Annotated in this window: 20 protein-coding genes and 1 tRNA gene; 12 read left to right on the forward strand and 9 right to left on the reverse strand. The window is 46.8% G+C overall.

What is annotated here, in order from left to right; translation table 11 throughout:
- From AAAA73_RS11380 to AAAA73_RS11390, 3 genes are all read right to left on the reverse strand, one after another.
- Positions 1-3390 carry an ATP-binding protein gene (locus AAAA73_RS11380; protein WP_340598434.1) on the reverse strand — a complete coding sequence of 1130 codons (3390 nt, stop codon included), beginning with the start codon at positions 3388-3390 and terminating at the stop codon, positions 1-3.
- Between the two features lie 6 nt (positions 3391-3396).
- Positions 3397-3777, reverse strand: a complete 381-nt coding sequence (locus AAAA73_RS11385; RefSeq protein WP_340598435.1) for an Hpt domain-containing protein — start codon at positions 3775-3777, stop codon at positions 3397-3399.
- A gap of 149 nt (positions 3778-3926) precedes the next feature.
- Positions 3927-4502, reverse strand: a complete 576-nt coding sequence (locus tag AAAA73_RS11390) for an outer membrane beta-barrel protein (protein WP_340598436.1) — start codon at positions 4500-4502, stop codon at positions 3927-3929.
- A 128-nt stretch (positions 4503-4630) separates the two neighbouring features.
- Here AAAA73_RS11390 and hmgA point away from each other — a divergent pair, with 128 nt between their 5' ends.
- Complete coding sequence (gene hmgA / locus AAAA73_RS11395; RefSeq protein ID WP_340598437.1) at positions 4631-5914, forward strand: homogentisate 1,2-dioxygenase; 1284 nt, start codon at positions 4631-4633, stop codon at positions 5912-5914.
- A gap of 36 nt (positions 5915-5950) precedes the next feature.
- Here the strand turns inward: hmgA and AAAA73_RS11400 are convergent, their stop codons facing one another.
- Complete coding sequence (locus AAAA73_RS11400) at positions 5951-6472, reverse strand: hypothetical protein (protein ID WP_340598438.1); 522 nt, start codon at positions 6470-6472, stop codon at positions 5951-5953.
- Between the two features lie 135 nt (positions 6473-6607).
- Here AAAA73_RS11400 and AAAA73_RS11405 point away from each other — a divergent pair, with 135 nt between their 5' ends.
- The 3 genes from AAAA73_RS11405 to AAAA73_RS11415 are packed head-to-tail and all read left to right on the forward strand — an operon-like array spanning position 6608 to position 8766.
- On the forward strand, positions 6608-7588 hold the full coding sequence (locus tag AAAA73_RS11405) for an NAD(P)H-quinone oxidoreductase (protein WP_340598439.1): 981 nt from the start codon (positions 6608-6610) through the stop codon (positions 7586-7588).
- Positions 7589-7611: 23 nt separating this feature from the next.
- On the forward strand, positions 7612-8307 hold the full coding sequence (locus tag AAAA73_RS11410; protein WP_340598440.1) for a hypothetical protein: 696 nt from the start codon (positions 7612-7614) through the stop codon (positions 8305-8307).
- A gap of 30 nt (positions 8308-8337) precedes the next feature.
- Entirely contained in the window at positions 8338-8766 is a 429-nt protein-coding gene (locus tag AAAA73_RS11415; protein ID WP_340598441.1) for a hypothetical protein, read from the forward strand.
- Here the strand turns inward: AAAA73_RS11415 and AAAA73_RS11420 are convergent.
- Positions 8705-9316: a 16S rRNA (guanine(527)-N(7))-methyltransferase RsmG gene (locus AAAA73_RS11420; RefSeq protein ID WP_340598442.1), complete on the reverse strand. Its 612-nt coding sequence runs from the start codon at positions 9314-9316 to the stop codon at positions 8705-8707. The two genes, AAAA73_RS11415 and AAAA73_RS11420, sit on opposite strands and share 62 nt — an antisense overlap.
- Before the next feature lie 13 nt (positions 9317-9329).
- A complete protein-coding gene (locus tag AAAA73_RS11425; protein ID WP_340598443.1) occupies positions 9330-9983 on the reverse strand; it encodes a hypothetical protein in 654 nt (217 codons plus the stop codon).
- 94 nt (positions 9984-10077) lie between these two features.
- On the opposite strand from AAAA73_RS11425, the gene tpx reads away from it, so the two are divergent.
- The 4 genes from tpx to AAAA73_RS11445 all read left to right on the forward strand — a co-directional run bounded on the left by tpx (position 10078) and on the right by AAAA73_RS11445 (position 14028).
- Positions 10078-10575: a thiol peroxidase gene (tpx, locus tag AAAA73_RS11430; protein WP_340598444.1), complete on the forward strand. Its 498-nt coding sequence runs from the start codon at positions 10078-10080 to the stop codon at positions 10573-10575.
- A 64-nt stretch (positions 10576-10639) separates the two neighbouring features.
- Complete coding sequence (locus AAAA73_RS11435) at positions 10640-11914, forward strand: DEAD/DEAH box helicase (protein ID WP_340598445.1); 1275 nt, start codon at positions 10640-10642, stop codon at positions 11912-11914.
- A 10-nt stretch (positions 11915-11924) separates the two neighbouring features.
- Positions 11925-13649 carry a DEAD/DEAH box helicase gene (locus tag AAAA73_RS11440; protein WP_340598446.1) on the forward strand — a complete coding sequence of 575 codons (1725 nt, stop codon included), beginning with the start codon at positions 11925-11927 and terminating at the stop codon, positions 13647-13649.
- Positions 13650-13791: 142 nt separating this feature from the next.
- On the forward strand, positions 13792-14028 hold the full coding sequence (locus AAAA73_RS11445) for a hypothetical protein (RefSeq protein WP_340598447.1): 237 nt from the start codon (positions 13792-13794) through the stop codon (positions 14026-14028).
- A gap of 54 nt (positions 14029-14082) precedes the next feature.
- On the opposite strand, the gene AAAA73_RS11450 is transcribed toward AAAA73_RS11445, so the two are convergent.
- Positions 14083-14589 carry a pyridoxamine 5'-phosphate oxidase family protein gene (locus AAAA73_RS11450; protein ID WP_340598448.1) on the reverse strand — a complete coding sequence of 169 codons (507 nt, stop codon included), beginning with the start codon at positions 14587-14589 and terminating at the stop codon, positions 14083-14085.
- Between the two features lie 239 nt (positions 14590-14828).
- Here AAAA73_RS11450 and AAAA73_RS11455 point away from each other — a divergent pair, with 239 nt between their 5' ends.
- From AAAA73_RS11455 to AAAA73_RS11470, 4 genes are all read left to right on the forward strand, one after another.
- A complete protein-coding gene (locus tag AAAA73_RS11455; protein ID WP_340598449.1) occupies positions 14829-16427 on the forward strand; it encodes a L,D-transpeptidase family protein in 1599 nt (532 codons plus the stop codon).
- A gap of 33 nt (positions 16428-16460) precedes the next feature.
- Positions 16461-17759 (forward strand): beta-sandwich domain-containing protein, encoded by a 1299-nt coding sequence (locus AAAA73_RS11460; RefSeq protein ID WP_340598450.1) that lies wholly within the window; start codon positions 16461-16463, stop codon positions 17757-17759.
- A 212-nt stretch (positions 17760-17971) separates the two neighbouring features.
- Positions 17972-18062 (forward strand) — tRNA-Ser (locus AAAA73_RS11465).
- A 32-nt stretch (positions 18063-18094) separates the two neighbouring features.
- Entirely contained in the window at positions 18095-18646 is a 552-nt protein-coding gene (locus AAAA73_RS11470; protein WP_340598451.1) for a 3'-5' exonuclease, read from the forward strand.
- A 33-nt stretch (positions 18647-18679) separates the two neighbouring features.
- On the opposite strand, the gene AAAA73_RS11475 is transcribed toward AAAA73_RS11470, so the two are convergent.
- Complete coding sequence (locus AAAA73_RS11475) at positions 18680-19075, reverse strand: SRPBCC domain-containing protein (protein WP_340598452.1); 396 nt, start codon at positions 19073-19075, stop codon at positions 18680-18682.
- A gap of 95 nt (positions 19076-19170) precedes the next feature.
- A complete protein-coding gene (locus tag AAAA73_RS11480) occupies positions 19171-20367 on the reverse strand; it encodes an MFS transporter (RefSeq protein WP_340598453.1) in 1197 nt (398 codons plus the stop codon).
- Positions 20368-20486 lie beyond the last annotated feature (119 nt).

Below are 20486 nucleotides of genomic sequence, written 5' to 3' on the forward strand. Positions count from 1 at the left end.
TTAATTCGTAAACCTGTTAATCACGCCTAACAAAACATCCTTTTTAAACGGCTTGGTGATGTGATCGTCACATCCGGCGTTTATGGATTTTTGCTTATCGTCAGAAAGGGCGTGAGCTGTCAGTGCGATTATTGGAATGTGCGCATGTCTGGTAGTGCGTTCCCATTCACGAATGATCGATGTGGCTGCATAGCCATCCATTTCTGGCATTTGAACGTCCATGAAGACGATATCAAACTCGTTAGACTTTATCTTATCTACCGCTTCAAGTCCATTCTCGGCTTCAATTATTTCAAATGGGAAGCTTTTTAGGAAATGGGTGAACAGAATGCGATTATCCTCAGTATCATCTGCAAGAAGAATACGCAGGTTCTTGTTGTCGCGAACTGTTGTTGGCAGTTTTTCTGTCTCTCGAGCTTCATATTGATCAGCAAATGAGAGCAGGCCTGTGTTTACCAAGGGATTGGTCTCAATGTTCAGGCCGACGCTTTGCTCGCGATAAGGCATAGTGAAATAGAACGTCGTTCCTGTGTTTTCACGGCTCTTGAACCAGATTTGTCCGCCCATCAGTTCAACCAGGCTCTTGGAGATGGCCAAACCTAAACCGGTTCCACCGTATCGACGTGTGATGGAGCTGTCAGCTTGCGAAAACTTCTGGAATATCAAATGTTGTTTTTGTGGAGCAATACCAACACCGGTATCGCGGACAGCGATCAACAGGCTGTCTTTTTTGGTGGCATTCTTTGTGACGGAAACGGTGATTTCCCCACGATCTGTAAATTTGATTGAGTTGCTTACTAGATTGATCAGTACTTGACGAAGTTTTGTGGGGTCACCCATGAGATTGATGTTAACACCCTGACCAATTTCAAATGAATAGTCCACGCCTTTTAACTGCGCGCGAGGTCTCATAATTTCCTGAACATCTGTCATCATTTTGCGCAGATCAAAGAAGATATTTTCGATTGAAACCTCACCGGCCTCAATTTTTGAAAGATCCAGGATGTCATTGATTAAGGTCATCAACACGTCGCTGGCTTTTTGGAATATCGTCAGATAGTAACGTTGATCCGGATCAAGCTTGGTTTCTTTTAGCAGCTCGGCCATACCCATGATGGCATTCATCGGTGTTCGGATTTCATGACTCATGTGGGCCAGGAATTGAGACTTGGCCAATGACGACTTCTCGGCTTCGTCCTTCATCGAGATTAACTCAAGTTCGGCTTTCTTAAGTTCCGTGATATCCTGATTAATACCCCAAGTACACAGAGCATTTTTATTATCATCATACTCTGTGATGCCCATCATGTTCGTCCAAACATACTCATTAGTGTCGGCACGACGGACTCTAAGTACGAAATGAAATTCGCGAGTGCCGATGCCTTGCATGCGAATGGCGTTATCCAGCTCCTGCACGTCCTCGTGGTGAACCATCGCTCTGAAAAGTTCATAACTGGGTTGAACCTCGGTGGGATTAAGTCCCAACAATTTAAACTGTTCATCTGACCACAGCATTTGACCGTTACGCAGGTCCCATCGGAAGGATCCGGTTTTGGAGATGGCCTGGGAGGCCTTCAACAGATCTTCTTTCATGCGAAGTTCGCGCTGGGCTTCGATTTTCCAGCGCAAGTCATTACCCACAACAACAAAGCGCTCTCGGCCCGTGGTATTTTCCATCGGGATGACTGTGACCGCCAATGGGATGCGTTCTCCCGACAGGCACTTCAAATTTGCTTCTTTCTTATGTGTGTTTATCAGATCCTTCGCCTCAATATCCATCCATAGGGAGATATCAGAACCCACAACCGACATTTCAGGAGTGCCGATAAGTTCATAGGCGATGCGATTTGTTTTGCGGATGATGGCTTTAAGGTGTCCCTCGTAGCCGGGGATCACTTCAACCATGAACATGACCTTGCCCAGAGTCAGAATGACATCTTCCAGGACATTTTTTTCCTGCTTTTCCTGATTCAGATTCTGAGCCAGGGAATTATAGTCATTGAAGACATTGGCGAACTCGTCCTGATTTGAATATGAGATTTCCTTGATGGCACCACCTTGAGACTGAATTTTACGGTGCAGGTAACTTAAAGGCTGAGTCAGCTGTTTGCCGAAAAAGTATGCCAATCCCAAAGAGACAATTAAAAACAATAAACCAATGACAACGAAAACAACCAAGTAGTGATTGATTGGACCGGTAGTTTCGTTGAAATTTGACTTGGCAATGATCACCCATTCCACGCCGCCGGGTAACTGTACTTTACCAATCGACATCAGGCTGACGGCATTGAGGTAATCTGTTCCTGTTTCCACAGAGTCTTCAGAGCGCAGATAGTGGCGAATCTTGTCAGCTGGGACTGCTGCAATCAGGGCCGTGGTGCCCTTGGTTTGGACTGCGTTGATGCTTTCTTGTTTGGCACCGGCACTGGAAAACTGTCGGTTAAATTCCCCTGGGTTTTCGTGAAACATGCGTGAGCTGTTTCTCATTAAACCATCCGGGCCAAATGCCACGACCTCACCAGTTTCGCGCAGTCCTTGCTTTTTCCATTGATAGTTGTCGCTCAGTATCTGATCGAATCGATTCAGACCAATCTTAAATAACAAAGTTCCGATATAGTTTTTTTGATCATAAATTGGCGCGGCAATATAAGAAACGTATTCCGGAAATCCCGAGGACAGCGGCGCAAAATCAAAGAATCTGAATGTTTGGGGTGGCGCGCTTTGAGACCAGCGGTAGACATCTGTCAGTCGCGTTCCGCTGAAGAAGCCAGTATCCAGGCTGGCCCCTAGCTCCAATCCTTTTTGGACCGAGTAAACGACAACTCCGTCGCGATCGATCAGCAGGACGTCTTCCACCTGAAAACGATCTGCATAGTCTGAAAGGAAAGTATGAATTTCGCTGTGTACTTTGGAATAGCCATACGGATCAGCCTCTTTAAGAGCAATCACGTTACGGGGAGTACTTTCATTGCGTTCAGCTTCCATCAGAATCATCGCTTGCAGAACCAATGCAGGTTTGCCTAATCGATCGGCAATAGGGGTGTCATCATGGCTTGCCGCATGACCAGTGTAATGTGAATTTACGATCCGGATGTTCTGAGCCAGAGTTTTTTCGGGAATATTGTTGTTGAGCTTAATAAAAGATTCATGAAAAGCGGAAACGGAATCGCGAACACGTACCATTTCGGCAGCGACCAGAAGATTGTTTCCCAGATTTTCCAAATCGGTTTTCAGCGCTTGCGTGCGATTCAGTCGAATCTGAATCAGGCGCTCCGAATGTCCACTTTGCAGAGTGGAGGCTCCAATTTTATAGCCCATCGTTCCTGCCGCGATCATCGCACCAGTCACAATGAGCAATGTGAAAAGGAGAATTCGAAGTCTGATTGTCATGATTTCCTAAGACATCGGAACGAACTGAATTTCGATATTTTCAAAGTGAGATTTCATATCCTGGGCAAGATTCGCTAGTTGGGCAGCCTCATTGTTTTTGGAGAGCTTTTCCATTTGTGCCGCAATTTCACTTAATTGCATAAAGCCATAGCTGGAAGCTGCGCCTTTGATCTTGTGAGTTAAGGCCGCGATAGCCGGAAGGTCGTTGCTATTTATCAATTCCTGAAGGGCTGCGATGTCTTTTTTGCGATTCTCAGTGAACTGAGGGATCAAATCCTGAAGGTCAGCGTCTATTTCTACTTTGATTTTTGCCATATTCCTGTCGTTATCCTTATAAGCTGCGGCCAATACAACCAATTTTGGTTTATCATCAACTTTATTGCACATTCTTAATATCTTCAGGTTTCTTAATACGCCATAACCTCTATGGGCCTGATTTGATGAAGAAAATACTAGTATTAAAAATCTACTTTTATCTGCTGTATACCACGAAAAACGGCCGACAAGTAGGTTCGGCCGTTTTGGTGGGCAAAGGATTAGAAGCTCATCGGAACAGAAAGGCTGACCATGGTGACTTTGTTGTTAAAGTCATCAAGTGATGGGACGGAACCCCAGTTGCCCGAGCCTTTTTTGTATTTTAGATCCATGTATTCAACATTGAGCGCGACAAAGAAGATCTTAATGCCGACGCCAACTTTGGGTCCCGTGGCTTCTTCGAATTTAACGTCAAATAGACCACTTTCCTCGGGGTCCAGTGTTCCGCCAAAGACATAGCCGGCCCAGAAGCGCAGGCCCACCAAGGGAGTTTGCACGCCAATAATCGCACCGTAGGTCATCGAGGTCGCGTCAGCATCATATCCGGTATTTGAGTGCTCAAACTTTGGCATTGAGTAGCTGCCATCGACTCCCACGAAAAGCATTTTATCGACAAAGTTCATACCCAGTTTCAGATCGACGCCGAGACCTTTCGTTGTCGCCTTTGAGTCATCAATATCAACTTTACCGTCGCCACTTTCATAGAAAAGACCCGGCTCCAGATAGAAACCAAAGGCCATTGATTTTGCCGAGAACAAAAGAAGCAAACCCGCAAACGCCAAGCTCCATTTTTTCACTGAAAACCTCCATTGATTTCTTCAAGAATACTTCTGTGTTGGCTCTTCGTCGCACTGTGTTTTATCACCGGACCTCCACCCCGGCGGGAGCATTGACTTTAGTAGGTAAAACCTGATTATCATGACCTATGGAAAATCAATATTTGTCAGGATTCGGAAATCATTTTTCTTCAGAAGCTCGCGCTGGTGCATTGCCTGTGGATCAGAACTCTCCACAGCGAGTTTCCATGGGGCTTTACGCGGAACAACTGAGTGGTTCAGCATTCACAGCTCCGCGCCATCATAATCTGTATTCGTGGCTGTATCGCATTCGTCCATCGGTTGCGCACAAAGCTTTTGTTCCGATGAAGGAACTGACTGCAAAAACATTCACAAAACCCAAATACATCAATCCCAATCAGATGCGCTGGAATCCGGTATCTGAAGATGTCACACAGGATTTTGTGGAGGGCATCCGCACTGTTTGTGGCAACGGCGGAGTTGAAGAACATCGCGGTATTCATGTGCATTTGTATTCGTTTAACAAAGGCATGGGTCAGCGTTATTTCATGAACGCCGATGGCGACTTCATGTTTGTTCCGCAAGCAGGATCCATTCAAATTAAAACTGAAGTGGGCTTCATTAATGCAGAACCGGGCGAAATTGCGGTGGTTCCACGCGGGATGAAGTTTCAAGTGAATCCTTTGGGTTCAGGCAAATGCACAGGGTACTTGGGGGAAAACTTTGGTTGTCCGTTCCAATTGCCAGATCTGGGGCCGATCGGTGCCAATGGACTTGCGCACCGTCGTCATTTTCAAACTCCTGTGGCAGCGTTCGAAGACCTTGAGGGCAAGTATGAGTTGCTTGGAAAATTTGCCGGCGAATTATGGAGCTCGGAGCTGACTCATTCTCCGTTGGATGTGGTGGCTTGGCATGGAAACTACGTTTCCTATAAATACGATCTAAGAAAATTTAATACTATCAACACTGTCAGCTTCGATCATCCAGATCCTTCGATTTTCACTGTGTTGACTTCGCCAAGTGAAATCCCTGGAACGGCCAATGTGGATTTTGCCATCTTCCCACCGCGCTGGATGGTTGCCGAGAATACATTCCGTCCGCCGTATTTCCATCGCAACTGCATGAGTGAGTATATGGGACTGATCTACGGGGAGTATGATGCCAAGACCGGCGGTGGCTTTGTGCCAGGTGGAGGCAGTCTTCATAATTTCTATTCGGCTCATGGGCCGGATGTTGAGACTTTTGAAAAGGCCAGCGATGCAGAACTTAAACCGGTTCGTTTGTCACAAACAATGGCGTTTATGTTTGAATCACGGTCTCCGTACCGCGTGACTGATTTTGCAATGGGGAAAGAACTTCTTCAGTCGAACTATCAGGATTGCTGGCAGGGATTCAAAAAGGGATTTAAATAATTAAAAACAAAAAGGGCTCTGAGAAGAGCCCTTTTTTTATTTTTCCAGATTGGAAAGTATGGTTTCGATTCTGCCGGCAAGTTCCTGGGTTTCAGGATTTTGTCTCATCTCTTCAAACTGGGTGAAGGGAATTCGGTCATTGTTCGCAAGTCCGATATTTGCAAAATAATTGTCGGGGTTGTCGAAGTGCAGGATGAAGCCCTGGTCGTCGCGCTCAACAGTGACGGATTGATGAAGATCAGCAATGTTTTCTTCCAGCATATCCACTGTTTCTTCTGTCAGCTGCAGGTTAATGTCCCGTGGAGGATTTTCTGGAGCTGTGGGTGGTTGAGCCATTGGAGTCGCTGCGGGATTTGCATTTGCCATGGAGTCTTGAATTTGTGGCATTGCCGCTTCGTCGGCCGCATTTTCCGATGGGTTCGGGTTGGCCATATCTTCTTCAGAGACACCTTGTGCAATCTCAGTTGGTGCAGGTGCTGCTTTGGGAGAGGTGAATTTAAAAACTCCCCAGCCAACGAGTATTCCTAATGCAAATGCAACGATAAGGTCCTTGTTCATAGGACCGATATTAGGCTCCTTGTCAGAAAAGGCAATATGGTTCGATTTCTTTTGGGGTATTTTAGTAAATAACACAATTGGAACAGGCGCTTTACTATCACTCCCTGTTTATTTATGGTTATAGCTGAGGTGATCATGAAGGTTATTGAAATTAGCACGCCAGGCGGGCCGGAAGTACTTAAGGTGGCAGAGCGCCCGACACCAAAACCCAAAGAAGGTGAAGTCCTTATCAAGGTGAAGGCCGCTGGGGTGAACCGACCTGATTGCGCTCAAAGACAGGGAACGTATCCTCCTCCTCCCGGGGCTTCGGATTTGCTGGGGCTGGAGGTTTCAGGAGAAATTGTGGAAGTCGGCCCGCATGTGAAGCGCTGGCGGGTGGGTGACCCGGTGTGTGCCCTGGTCAATGGCGGAGGTTACGCGGAATTTGTTGTCGCTCCCGAGGGTCAGTGTCTGCCCATTCCCTACGATCTGGATTTTACTCAGGCGGCAGCGTTGCCGGAGACCTTTTTTACAGTTTGGACCAATGTATTTGAAAGTGGTCAGCTAAAAAAAGGTGAAACGATTTTAGTGCATGGCGGTTCCGGGGGAATTGGAACAACTGCGATTCAACTTTCCCATCAGATGGGTGCCACAGTTTTCACCACAGTCGGAAAAGAGTCGGCCGTCGAGCACTGTTTGCAATTGGGGGCACAGAAAGTCATTCAGTACAAAAAAGAAGATTTCGTGACGGCGGTTAAAGACGCCACCAATGGCAAGGGTGTTGATGTCATTCTGGATATGGTGGGCGGTGAATACTTTGCTCGGAATATTGAGTGCCTGGGTAAAATGGGGAGATTGGTTCAGATCGCAACTCTGCAAGGCGCTTCAGTGTCGTTTGATTTACGCAAGATGATGGCCAAAAGGCTGATGATCACAGGTTCAACTTTAAGACCACGATCGACGGAAGAGAAATCTCGCATTGCCAGAAGCCTGGAAGAGCAGGTTTGGCCGTTGTTGAACAAAGGTCTTTTGAAGCCAGTGATTTTCAAAGAGTTCAAACTGGATCAAGCTCGTGAGGCTCATGAGCTGATGGAATCCAGTGCTCACACAGGGAAAATAGTTCTTAACGTGTTTTAAGGTTCCCTTATTCGGGAGGTCCGATGGTTATGTCTCCAGCCGGTGGTTTGTCAGTGCTGCTGTTTATGGCGGTGGTCATCGGTATTTGCCTAATGTTTATTGGTGCAGTCGGGGTCGTCAGTGAACGGCTGGAGTTTTCAGTGAACCGTGAGGTTCTGAAAGTCACCTTGCTGTTGATTCTTTGGCTGACCTTCGGTGCCGTCTTGGTTCAGTCCGGGATTTTGGCAACCCATCCCTATCCCATTGCCTTGGCTTACTTCATCACCGTTTTGATTTTATCACTGTGGCTTTCACTTTCGAGTTTGGGCAACAGACTGGCATTGGGATTGTCTTTGATGTCATTGGTTGTGTTTCAGGGGTTTAGGCTGCCCTTGGAGATTATCATCTATCAATGGGCGGAACAGGGAACGATGCCCTACACGATGACCTGGACAGGATACAATTTTGATATTCTTGCCGGTGCCTTGGCGTTGGCGGTGGCCCCCATGGTGAACTCAAGCAAGTGGTTGGCTTGGATTTTTAATGTTTTCGGGATTGTGTTTGCCATCAATGCCGTATACGTGGGGCTTATGTCATCGCCTCTACCATTTGCCTGGGAGATCGAACCCAAACTTCTGCTTCTATATCAAATGCCGTACTTTTTGTTGATGCCTGTGTGCGTAGGGGGCGGCATCGCCGGCCATGTGATTTTAACGAAGGCCTTGTTGTACAAAGTCTGATTTCCGATAATCAGGATGGAGGCGCGTGATATGGAATTGCAAAAAGAGTTTGTTTCAGAGCTTCGTTCCCGGGATTTAAAATTCTCTGACTTTCTAAGCTCGGTGGAGCAGATGAATATAGCAAGCTGCCGTTTGGATCTGGCAGAGGGGCGCCTGGTTTTTTCCGCTCACGATGGCGTGGTTTGCAGTGAGGACGTAGAGTTTGATGCGGATATTTCCGCAAAGTTTGACGATGGTGGAATTGCGCAGACGATTATGTCCAATCAGACTCTGGGTCTGGGGCTTCGGGATTTTGTGAATAAGGTCATGGAGTGCGGAGTATCCAGTTTCACCATTTATCCAAGAGGAAGAAAGATCATCTACCTCGGGCTCAATGGTGATTGCTATTATGAATTTATCAGATCAGCACCAAGTGGCGTTCGACATCAAGAACCGGGGACTTCAAGGGTTCTACAGTAACGTTAAGATCCTTGAATTTCTTGCGGGCCAGGGTCAGCTCTTCGTCAATTTTTTCTTTGCGTGCTTTCAAAAGGAAGTACTTTCCTTTTTTCGCGTAGTAGTTGCGGCTGACATCAAGAATGACATCAACTGGTTTAAAACCACGTGCAGTGACAACATCAATATCAACAAGATCCTTGGGGATTTCGCCGTGAACATTCAGATTTGGAGCAATGGTCTTGCAGCGATTCAGGAAGTTCTGCTTCAGAATACTTTTCTCGTACAGATGAAATTGTACTTCCGGAAATTGAATCGCATAGATAACACCAGGAAGGCCTCCGCCAGAGCCAAAGTCAGCAGCAGCTTTGATGTTCTTGGGAAACTGTTTTAGAGGAAGCAGACAATCGATAACGTGATTATCCAGCAGCTCATCAAAAGTCATTTTGCGACTGATTAGATTCAGCTCATCATTGGAAGACCATAGAAGGTCGATATAGCTTTTAAGCTGACCGATGGCTTCTTCACGGAAGCCCAATTCCAAAATGAGGGGGATGCGCTGTTCAAATGACATGCCCCCTTATACCTTATTGGCCGTTTTTGGGTAGTTCCTTTTGAACGAATAGAAATAAATCCCGCTCGTTGTACTTACGTAGGAAAAAATACAACTGTGTGGGATCTTTCATCTTTCTGTGAATCTCGCGGACTGTAACAGGGGTTACGCACTCCAAAGTCAGGCGCTGTTCCTGATTGCAGAAGTCACTCACTTCCTCGTCCCCATTAAATGGCATGACGGTGATTGTGATATAGGGCTTTTGCGTGGGTTCAATCATTCCGGAAATAAACTCATTGGACGTCAGAGTGTTTGCCAGGTTGTGGGGGAGTTTAATCCAGCAGGGCTTTTCGCATTTGGCTATTTCCTCGGCGGTGGCTTTGGTTCCATCCTGGATGACATGGGCCGGGGTTTGGAATTGCTTGTAATACTCTTCCAGAAAATAGGTCATCAAGAGTTGGGTGTCATTGGCTTCCGGCAAAACGCCCCACAATACGTAGTGAGTAGTTTGTAGATCGGGGAATAAGCGCAAAACAGTGTGGCTGGCGATATTGCGATGATCGGCGCTGATCACTGTCGGCTTGATCAGGGGTTCTGAGCGCAAGCTGACTCCTTTGCGGACCAAATAGATCATGCAAACAGTTATGATGACAAATACCAGGCCCAGAATCGCAAATATTTTTTTCATAAGTAAGCGCAGACTAGGACTTCACGGCCCCCGAAGTCAAGACGTGACGGGCCTTCCTGAACCCTGTAAATCAAAAGGATCAAAGGAGTTCTCAATGGCTACAGTCACACTAAAAGGCAATCCAGTAAACACATCCGGCAACATCCCAGCGAAGGGTGCAGCGGTTAAGGACTTTAACTTGGTTCGCAGCGATCTTTCTGAGGTCAGTCTGAAAGACTACGCTGGTAAAAAGAAAGTTCTGAATATCTTCCCAAGTGTTGATACGGGGACTTGTGCAGCCTCTGTTCGTCATTTCAATAAAGACGCTGCTAACCTGACCAACACTGTTGTCTTGAACATTTCTATGGATTTGCCTTTTGCCCAAGCGCGTTTTTGCGGGGCTGAAGGGATCAAGAACTGTGAATCCTTGTCTGCGTTCCGCAGTCACTTCGGTCCGGAGTGGGGATTGGATATCACGGATTCTCCACTAAAAGGTCTTCTTTCCCGAGTGGTGATCACTTTGTCTGAAGACAATAAAGTCCTTCATGCGGAACAGGTTTCTGAAATTGCCAATGAGCCGAACTACGAGGCTGCTTTGGCCTCTTTGCGCTAGTATTTTTTATAAAAGCAGCGGTCCCGGTGCAGATTGGGGCCGCCTGTGATAGATCTTCCGGTCTATGAAATTTCAGTCTTCCACTCTCAGTCAGAATTCCTTTCAGGAAATGAATCTAGCTCCGGTGCTTCTAAATGCCCTTGAGCAGATGTCGATCAAAAAGCCAACTCCCATTCAGTCCAAGGCCATTCCTGCCGTCATCGCTGGTTCGGATTTGATCGGTATTGCCCAAACGGGAAGTGGAAAAACATTGGCTTATGCATTGTCTGTGTTGACGGGACTGGAACAAAAGCCAACTGCGCGAGCTTTAGTCCTGGCTCCAAGTCGCGAGATGGCACAACAGATCTACAAAGTATTTTTGGATTTGTGCCGTGAAATGCCAGTTTCGGTTTGTCTGGCGATCGGTGGCTCGACGGGTTCGAAGCAGGCGAATCAGCTGAAAAAGAACCCAAAGATTATTATCGCAACTCCGGGTCGTATGAATGATCACCTTCAATCAAACAAGCTTTTGCTGAAAGACGTCGAATACGTTGTTATCGATGAGGCAGATCGCATGTTGGATATGGGCTTTGCACCCCAATTGAAAAGCATTCAGCAAACTTTGCGAGGGCAAAGACAAACTCTGATGTTTTCAGCAAGCTTTGGTCACAACGTGGATCAGATTGCTCAGTTGTTTCTTCACCCCAAGGCCGTGATGATTCGTTCCGAACAGGCCGAGTCACCGGTGGATAGCTTGAAACAGAAAGTCGTATTCCTGGACAGAACCATGAAGAATGACCGGTTGCTGGATGAATTAAACGCCACTCGTGGTGGAGCGATTGTGTTCACCGGAAGTCAGGAAAGCTGTGAGGCTGTGGGGGAGTATTTGCAATCCTATGGATTTGAATCTGACTTGATTCACGGTGGACTTTCCCAAGGTCAGCGCAACCGTGTTGTGCGTGAATTCCGTGAAGGAGATATCCGTATCATGGTTGCAACTGATTTGCTGGCGCGTGGACTGGATGTCCCGCATGTGGATCACGTGGTAAATTTTGATCTGCCCTTCCAGGCAGAGGACTTTCTTCATCGCATCGGCCGCACTGCGCGTGCGGGACGCAGCGGAGAAGCCATCACATTTGTCACTCCTTCCGATCACCGCATGTACAACAAGGTTAAAGGATACCTGCAGGGCGCCAAGGAAGAAAAGATGGATCCGACTTTCAAATTTATCGATCGGTCCAAAAAGTTCGCGAAACGAAGCGATGAAAAGTCCGGACCCAAAAGAGCCGGCAAAGGTGCGCCGCCTTCAAAAAAAGGAACTGGAAAATCTTCTGTAAATCCGTTTAAAAAACGCAGATAATCCCTCCACTATGTATCAACTGCGCCCGTATCAACAGGAAGCTGTCCAAGCGACGCTTCAACATTTTCGCAAGGAAAAAGCACCAGCGGTGATTGTGCTGCCGACGGGCGCGGGTAAAAGTCTGGTCATTGCAGAACTGGCTCGATTGGCGCGTGGCCGCGTTTTGGTCATGGCCCACGTCAAAGAACTGGTTGAGCAGAACCATGCGAAGTATATTTCTTTCGGATTGGACGCCGGGATTTTTTCTGCAGGCCTGGATCGCAAAGACTCCTCGCAAAAAGTTATTTTCGGAAGCATTCAATCCATTGCCCGGGCCGATGAGGGATTTTTTGATAACTTCTCTCTTGTGGTGATTGATGAATGTCATCGGGTTTCGATGGAAGGTGAAACGCAGTACTTTCAAGTCGTCACAAAACTCAAAAAAATGAACCCTGAGATATGCGTTCTGGGATTGACTGCGACGCCGTACCGATTGGGGCTGGGCTGGATCTATAACTACCATCAGGATAAAAAGCTTCAGCAGACCACAGAAGACAGATTTTTTAAAAAGTGCATCTTCGAACTATCCATCGGATACATGATCAAGAACAAGTATCTGACTCCGCCGTTGAAAATTGACTCTCCCGTTGCATGTTATGATTTCTCCAGTCTTAAACTGCATGGCACAAGTTATGTGACGTCGCAGATTGAGGCTTTGCTTAAAGATCAAAAGCGGATCACGCCATTGGTTATTAAAAATATTGTGGATATGTCGGTGGATCGTCATGGGGTGATGATCTTTACCAGTTCAGTTAATCATGCGATTGAAATCATGAAAAGCCTGCCGCCATATGTATCGGCATTAGTTGTCGGGGACACCGAAGTCGAGGAGCGCGATGAAATAATCAATGCTTTCAAAGCCCGCAAACTTAAATTCCTGGTGAATGTTTCGGTTTTGACAACCGGATTTGATGCTCCTCACGTGGATGTCATAGCGATTCTAAGACCGACTGAATCAGTAAGCTTGTACCAGCAGATTGTGGGGCGGGGACTTCGGCTTAGCGAAGGGAAATCGGACTGTCTGGTGCTTGATTATACAGGCCAGGATCACGATCTGTTTTCTCCGGAGATTGATGACGACAAGCCGGCGGGTCACACCGTCATGGTGGAGGTTCCTTGTCCTGAGTGCGGGACCGTTAATAACTTTTGGGGAATAAAGGATGCCGAAGGCGAAGTGACCGAGCATTTCGGTCGTCGTTGTAAAGGGGCCTTTCAAGATCCCGTCAGTTTTGAAGTCGAGCCCTGTGGATTCAGATTTCGTTTTAAACGCTGCCCTGACTGCGGGCACGAAAATGATATTGCAGCTCGAAGCTGCGAGGGGTGTCAGGCTGTCCTGGTCGACAATGATAAGAAGCTCAAGGAAGCCATGGCTCTTAAAGATGCCCATGTGTTAAGGGTGGATTCCGTCACTTACGCCAAAGGTTATGACAAGAAGGGCAGCGTGCGGCTGGAAGTTAAATACCACGACGTGGATGCCAAAGCCCTGACTGAGTATTTTTACCTGAATAACGCCTCAGACAGCCGGGCTTTCTATTTCAATTTTACCCGTATGCATTTAAGGCTTCCGGGAAAGAAAGTGTTTATCAAGTCTGTCGAAGACGCTCTTAAAATGCAGTCGCTGTTTCGTCCACCCATGTTTGTCATTGCTCGTAAGCAAAAGAGCTTTTGGGCTATCCGCGAAAAGATATTCGAATAGGGCCCAGTCCCTGCTGTCTAAACTTTTGACGATCAAGCAAGTTTGCCAAAAGCAGGGTCCCCAAGGCTGTCGTTGGTTGCAAAGTTCCCCGGAGAATAGTATTTCTGCGCGGTCTTTAATTTACTAATCCAAGGAGTTTTTTATGAAAACAATGATCGCTGCAATGCTTTTGATTTCTTCATCTGCGATGGCTATCGATGACACTATCAACGTTAAAGTATTGTCTTATTGCCTGGATAACCAGGTTGTTCGTGAAACTGACGGCCAAGTTGTATTGGCTGATGACTGTGAAGGTAAGAACCTGACTTGTGTGGACTATGTAAACCAAAGAGGCATCCACATCAGATACGCAGCTCGTTGCGAAGCGAAAGCTAACTAAAAAGAAAAAGGACCTCGATGAGGTCCTTTTTTTTGTCCAAATTTTCTCAGAAGACTAATGTCTTAGATTCAACTCTCCATGGCTTCCCATTTTCAGATGTTTTGAACCTGTTGTCAGCTTCACAAACTCCAGCATTTTTGAGACCGGATTGGAATGTCCTTCCCAGTACTCTGCTTTTTCGATTTCAACTTTTAGCAATTGAACGTTTGGATCGTTAGGGCCTTGAGGGAACCACACTTCGTAACCTTTGGACCACATCTGGCGAACCTTTTCCGGATGATCATCGATCAGCTCCGCAAAACCGGTGACGGACACATAAGTACTGCTGCCGGAGTACGTGATATTCACACGATTTTCGTTTTGAATATCAGAGGCCTTTTGGGAAGCCCTAGAGATGATGAACCAAAGACTGCCGTCAGCCTCGATTCCCTGGGTGACAAGTGGAGCGCTATGCAAACTATTGCCACCAGAAACTGTTACCAGCATAGCAATCTTGATATCTGAAATCAGATCGCTGAGTTTCTTAACCTCCGGACTGGAGTGTTTTGAATTGTCTTCCATGTCGATCTCCTCATCTTGTTAATTAAAATTATCCCGCAGTTATTCGTGGGTCCCAAGGTGACTTTTCACAATGATGGAACAGTCATGTGGCATAGATTAGCAATTCAGATTGGCGTAAATTTGTTCTGCTGCCAGTTCCCAGACTAAAACCCCATGTGATTTCACAGCTGAATCCAAAATATTTTCCCTTATAAAAAGCAGCCGCCTAGTCTGAGGTCCATCACTGAGGGGAACATAACATGGAAGTAGTTCGTCGATTTACGAAGTGTATCGTAATCGCGTCGGTGTTGCCTGCAATTGCATGGGCGCAACTGCAGACACAAGCTAAGCCTAAACCGGCTGAGCCGATCGATTACAATACGGTGGTAGCAAATATTTCGGTAGCAGATATGCGTGCCGCTATCAAAAAAAGTTGGAAGCATGGGTTGAATCCCAAGCAGTATTGGACAGATTCGTTAGAGTCCAATTATGCAAAAGGGGTCAATATTCGCTCGGCGGCGAATAAGGCCTATCTGCGTATGCTTGGGCATTTATATGCGGGAAGTGTGGATCCGCAGTTTGTTGGCTATGACATTAAGTTTGCTAAAAAAGACTTCTTAAGTGCGAAACAGCTTCGCGCGATTGTTGTGGCCACGGGGAATGACGCCGAAAGCTTGATGGATGAGGTCGCTCCACAAAATTCTCCCTACCAATCTGCAAGAGAAGGCTATCTTAAAATTTACCCGACGTGTGTGGATGGCTCTTGGAAAGAGATTACGCCGGTTAACGTGTCTCTAAGAATGTATACAAAGAATCCCGTGATTCCGCAGATCAAAGCGCGACTTGCGATCATGGGTTATAAGATGTCAAACATGAACGATATCTTTGATGTCGATCTTTTGAATGCAGTCACAGATATTCAATGGGGTTTGCGTATCAAGCCTGACGGCGAGATTTCCCCAAAAGGAAAAGTCTGGCAGTTCTTAAGTGTTCCTTGCGGCGAGCGTGCTCGGCAATTGCAAGTTGATATGGAAAAGATGCGCTGGTTCCCACAATACTTTGAGGATCGCTATATTTTCGTGAACCTGGCGATGTCGTACTTCATCTTAATGGATGTCTCGAATCCCGACTACAATCGGGTGATGAGCTTCCGTACGGTGAATGGCAGACCGACACGCAAATCTCCGACGATGCGGGACATGGTGGTTGAGGTTATTTTGAATCCTTTCTGGACCGTGCCTCCGACCATATTTAGTGAAGACAAAGTGAATGACCTGAAAGTGCTGAATAAACAGCAGATTCGTGAATACTTTGATTCTCATCATTACGAAGTATGGAGTGGTGACTATCGTCGTAAGATTGACCCAACCACAATCGATTGGATGGGATTAAGTACCGGGCGCGTGAACTATGACATCCATATTCGTCAATTGCCTCACTTGGGAAATGCGCTGGGTGTGGTGAAGTTTGATCTTACCAATGGATTCCTGATTTACCTGCATGACACCAATGCACGTGAGCTTTTTAATGAACCGATGCGCCAGTTAAGTTCGGGCTGCATTCGCCTGGAAAAGCCATTTGAATTGGCCGAGTATCTACTTGAGGACACCGCTTGGGATCGTAAGACCATTGAATCAATGGTGGCTCGCCCGGGTGAGGTGATGTCCAAGTCGACCGAGATTCCGATTCCGAAAGCAAAGCAAACGCCAGTATACACGGCTTATTTAACTTCCATGATGAGTTCTGATGGTGTGGTTCGATTCGTCGACGACATTTATGGTCAGAATAATGCGATCAAAAAATATTTGACGCCATTAATTGTGGGAAATGAGAGCAGTGAATATTGGGGAACTAATTAAAGATATCAACTGAAGATTCGAAAGGGGTTCGAAATGCATTACGGTAAGATTTTATTATTGGTACTAGCAAGTGCGCAGATGGCCAGCGCAAATCCGGCAGCGGCGGATAAAGGCCGTGGTCAATTGCCGAAACCACCGGCACCACCAACACAACCGACGCAGCCGCCTTCAGAGGCGACTTATTCGGGCACGGGGCGTATCGAATCCATCACTCGCGCCACGGGTGGTGAGATTTACAGACTTGAGCTTATTAAGGCACTTCCATTGGTGCGTATTGAGCTTTCCTCCAAACTGGGCCGTGCGAAAGTTTATTCGGCGACACTGGTGACGACACAGAATGACCGTATTCCTCTGCGCCAGCTGACTGGAATCAATATCAATGATGGCAATCAGCCGGTAAGTTCTGAGATCGTAACGACTCAGGCAAGCATCATGGCTGTTGAGGTATTGGCTGAGGCGATGGGTGGTGAAGCCGCAATGGATATCACAGCGCACTCTACGAAAGAGGCTCCTCGCTTGGCGGTGGGCAATCGCATCCCTGAGTATTCATGCAAACGCAACCTGGATGCCTTGCTGAAGGATAAACTTGAGCCGGTGCAACTGTGGGTTGGTCGTGCGGAAAGTGCGGCGGCAGGTTCTGTTCAGGAAAAATTCGCTGGCAATCAGCTGAAAGATCAGGTCAGAGAGTTTGTTTCCACTATGCGCACTAACGGAGCCTATGCTTCGTCGGCATACTTGGTAACGTTGATTAACTTCTTTGCTGATCAGTACAATGCTGTTCGCGTGGGTGGTGTTTCTGAGCCTGCATACCGTGATCTCATGACTGCGACTATCGATGTTTTGACGATTGCGATGCAAAACGAACTGCCTTGCAGAAAGTTTTCAAGCGACACATTGTTGAAGATGTCAGCAGAGTTCCATAAGAAACTTCAAACGATGGCATCTGATGCACGTGCACGTGCAAGTTTTGAAAAACTTGCGATCAAAGTTCGCGACTTTGCTCCGGAGCAGTACCGTAAGGAAATTTTGGCAGCAAGCCTTACTTTCCGCGAAGGTGAAGCGCAAGGTTTGAAGCTGTACAAAGAGTATATTGCAGCGAAGGACGGCGAGTTCCTGAAAGATGCCAGCAAGAACATGAGTGCATCCGCATTCCTGGTTGCTGAAAATGCTTTGAAAGTCGAAGTGCGAATGATGGACGTTGAACAACGCTATCAGATGATTGTGGAGTTCCAGGCGAAGTATAACTCCAACGGGGAGTATCCACAGGCTGTGGCGCAAAGATATTTGAACATCTTGGCGGAGTACACGTTGGGATATAAGCTGATCCCGTAGTCAAAATAGGTCCAAATTCAAAGGCTGCCACGGGAAGACCGGTGGCAGCCTTTTTGCTTTCGTAGATCTATCAATATCTCGCAATTACAAATACTTGATGCGGCGTGATGAGTTTAAGCATGGCATTCGAGGCCATAAGAATTCCCCAACAGGGTCCTTGCATTATAAAGAACCATCATGCTATGTTGGCTCCTCTTCAGATCGTTCCCGATGGACAGGTGGCCGAGTGGCTGAAGGCGCACGCCTGGAACGCGTGTGTAGGTCAAAAGCCTACCGAGAGTTCGAATCTCTCCCTGTCCGCCATTTTTCAAAGCTATACATGACTTAATCTACATATGACACAACATGCACTTAAGTTTTTATCTTTTCCTGGGAAAATCCATCTGATCAACACGGATCAAGAACTACATCGGATTGCTGGCGAGCTTGAATCTCATACCATGCTTGGTTTTGATACCGAAACGCGTCCTTCATTTAAAAAGGGCGAGTCCTATCCAGTGTCCATGTTGCAATTGGCGACAGATACGGACGCCTATGTCATTCGTCTTAAGCACATCGGGCATACTGAAGTAATTAAAAATATTTTTGAGAATCCTGAAGTCGTAAAAGTGGGTGCTGCAATTAGGGATGACCTTAAGCAATTGCAGAAGCGGTTTCCATTTCATCCCCACGGATTTATCGAGCTGCAAACCGTGGCTAAAACCATGAAGCTAAATAATATTGGTCTTAAAGGTATGACTGAGGAAGTCCTGCACGCCACGATTTCCAAAGGACCGAAAACCACAAATTGGGACGCGCAGGTTTTGACCGAAAAGCAGATTCTGTATGCCGCAACAGATGCCTGGATCGGGCTTAAACTTTATCAGAAGCTGACTTCCAAAACTTAGTTCGGCGGAAATCCAACGACCAACGGAAATTGGCTACTCTTTTTCCAAATACTTTTTAATGGGATCCCAATTGTACTTGCGCCATCCCAGTTCAATAGCAGGAATCATTTCCTTGGGAACTCCTCGGTGAATCAAGACCAGCTCTGTATCGTTCTTTGCCGTGGGTTTTAGATTAAAGGTCGCCATCGAAAAGATCCCATCAGGAAAGCTATGGCCCTGCCAAGCCTGAACGATTCTTTTGTTGCGAACGAGCTCCACGATGATGCCTGTCGCTTGCCCACCGTAAACAGAAAAGGGCTCTCCGGCCGACTTTCCAATCTTTGCTTTTTTGCCAGTCAAGGATGCGTATTTTTTGGAATCAGTAAGCAGACTGTAAATCACTTCGGGAGGAGCCTTAAAATGAACCTTCTGTTTTATTGTCTTGCACACCTTAGACCTCCTGAACTGAATTTTTAGATATTCAGTATAGCGGTATAGAGAAAACTAGGGAATTGGAAGTGCATCAGATGTTACGAAGCAAAACGCTAGTGCATTAACTGGTCTTTGGAAACGGGCAGGTCGATATGTGCACCTTTTCGGAAAAGCTTAAAGGCAACGATCAAGCCCGTGAAGGCAAGTCCGGCACCGACCCAAAGTGGGGAGGTGAACGTCATGCCTGCGGCTAATGGCAGTCCTCCCAGAAATGCTCCCAGGGAATTTCCTAAGTTGAAAGCACCTTGTCCAATAGAGGAGCCCAAGAGAGGTGACTCTTTGGATGAGTTGATCAAAATAATTTGAATTGGTGCACCCATGGCCATTGCGATGGCACCAGTTGCAAAAGTCAGGAAGATCATAGGGATCAGGTGTGCTGCCAACAAAGAATCCAATAGAAGAACCGAAATCATCGCGATCAACAGGTAGACGACCGCTTTAATGGCTGACATGGAATCGGCCATTCTGCCGCCCATCCAATTGCCTACAGTCATTCCCACTCCTGCCAGCGACAGGAAGTAAGGAACATACTCCTTCGACACACCAGTCACGTTAGTAAGCAGGGGAGTAATATAGCTAAACCAAGCAAAGAAACCGCCAAAGCCAATAGAGGCAATGACGATGGCGTACCACAGGGAAGGATTCTTGAAGATCACGAAATCCTGACGAACGCTGCCGCCTTTGTTTTCGGATTCGAAATTGGGGATCGTCATGGCAATTGCAATTAAAGTGGCGATACCGACGACAGCAACCAAGGCAAAGGATGCGCGCCAGCTGACCATCTGACCAATGTAAGTGGCGATGGGAACTCCTATGATATTGCAAATCGTCAGACCGCTTAGCATGACGGCAAAGGCAGAGGCTGCTTTGCCGGGGCCAGCAATTCTACCTGCGACAACAGCTCCGACTCCGAAGTAGGCTCCGTGTGGAAGTCCCGATAGAAATCTTAGGATAAGCAGTGATGTCCCATTAGGTGCTAAAGCTGAAAGTCCGTTAAACACCGTGAAGATTACCATCAACACCAGCAACATTTTTTTGGGAGGAAGATTGCGGCCCGCAATCACCAGCAAAGGTGCTCCGACAACGACACCCAAGGCATATGCGGCAATATAGTGGCCGGCCTGAGCGATCGAAACATTCATGGCCTTCGCAACATCGGGCAAAGGTCCCATGATGACGAACTCCGTAAGACCGATACCAAAACCACCTATGGCTAACGACAAAAGACTGCGGGGAATGCGTGAAGACATGGGCCGAGCATAGCACAATTGTCGTGAAGCTTGTGTCAGGTATTTAAAATAATTCGTAAATAGACTATTTTTAGAAGATAGCTCGGATACTTGAATGGTAAAGTGATTTAGAATCCACA

This window comes from Bdellovibrio sp. GT3, assembly GCF_037996765.1.
Lineage (GTDB): Bacteria > Bdellovibrionota > Bdellovibrionia > Bdellovibrionales > Bdellovibrionaceae > Bdellovibrio.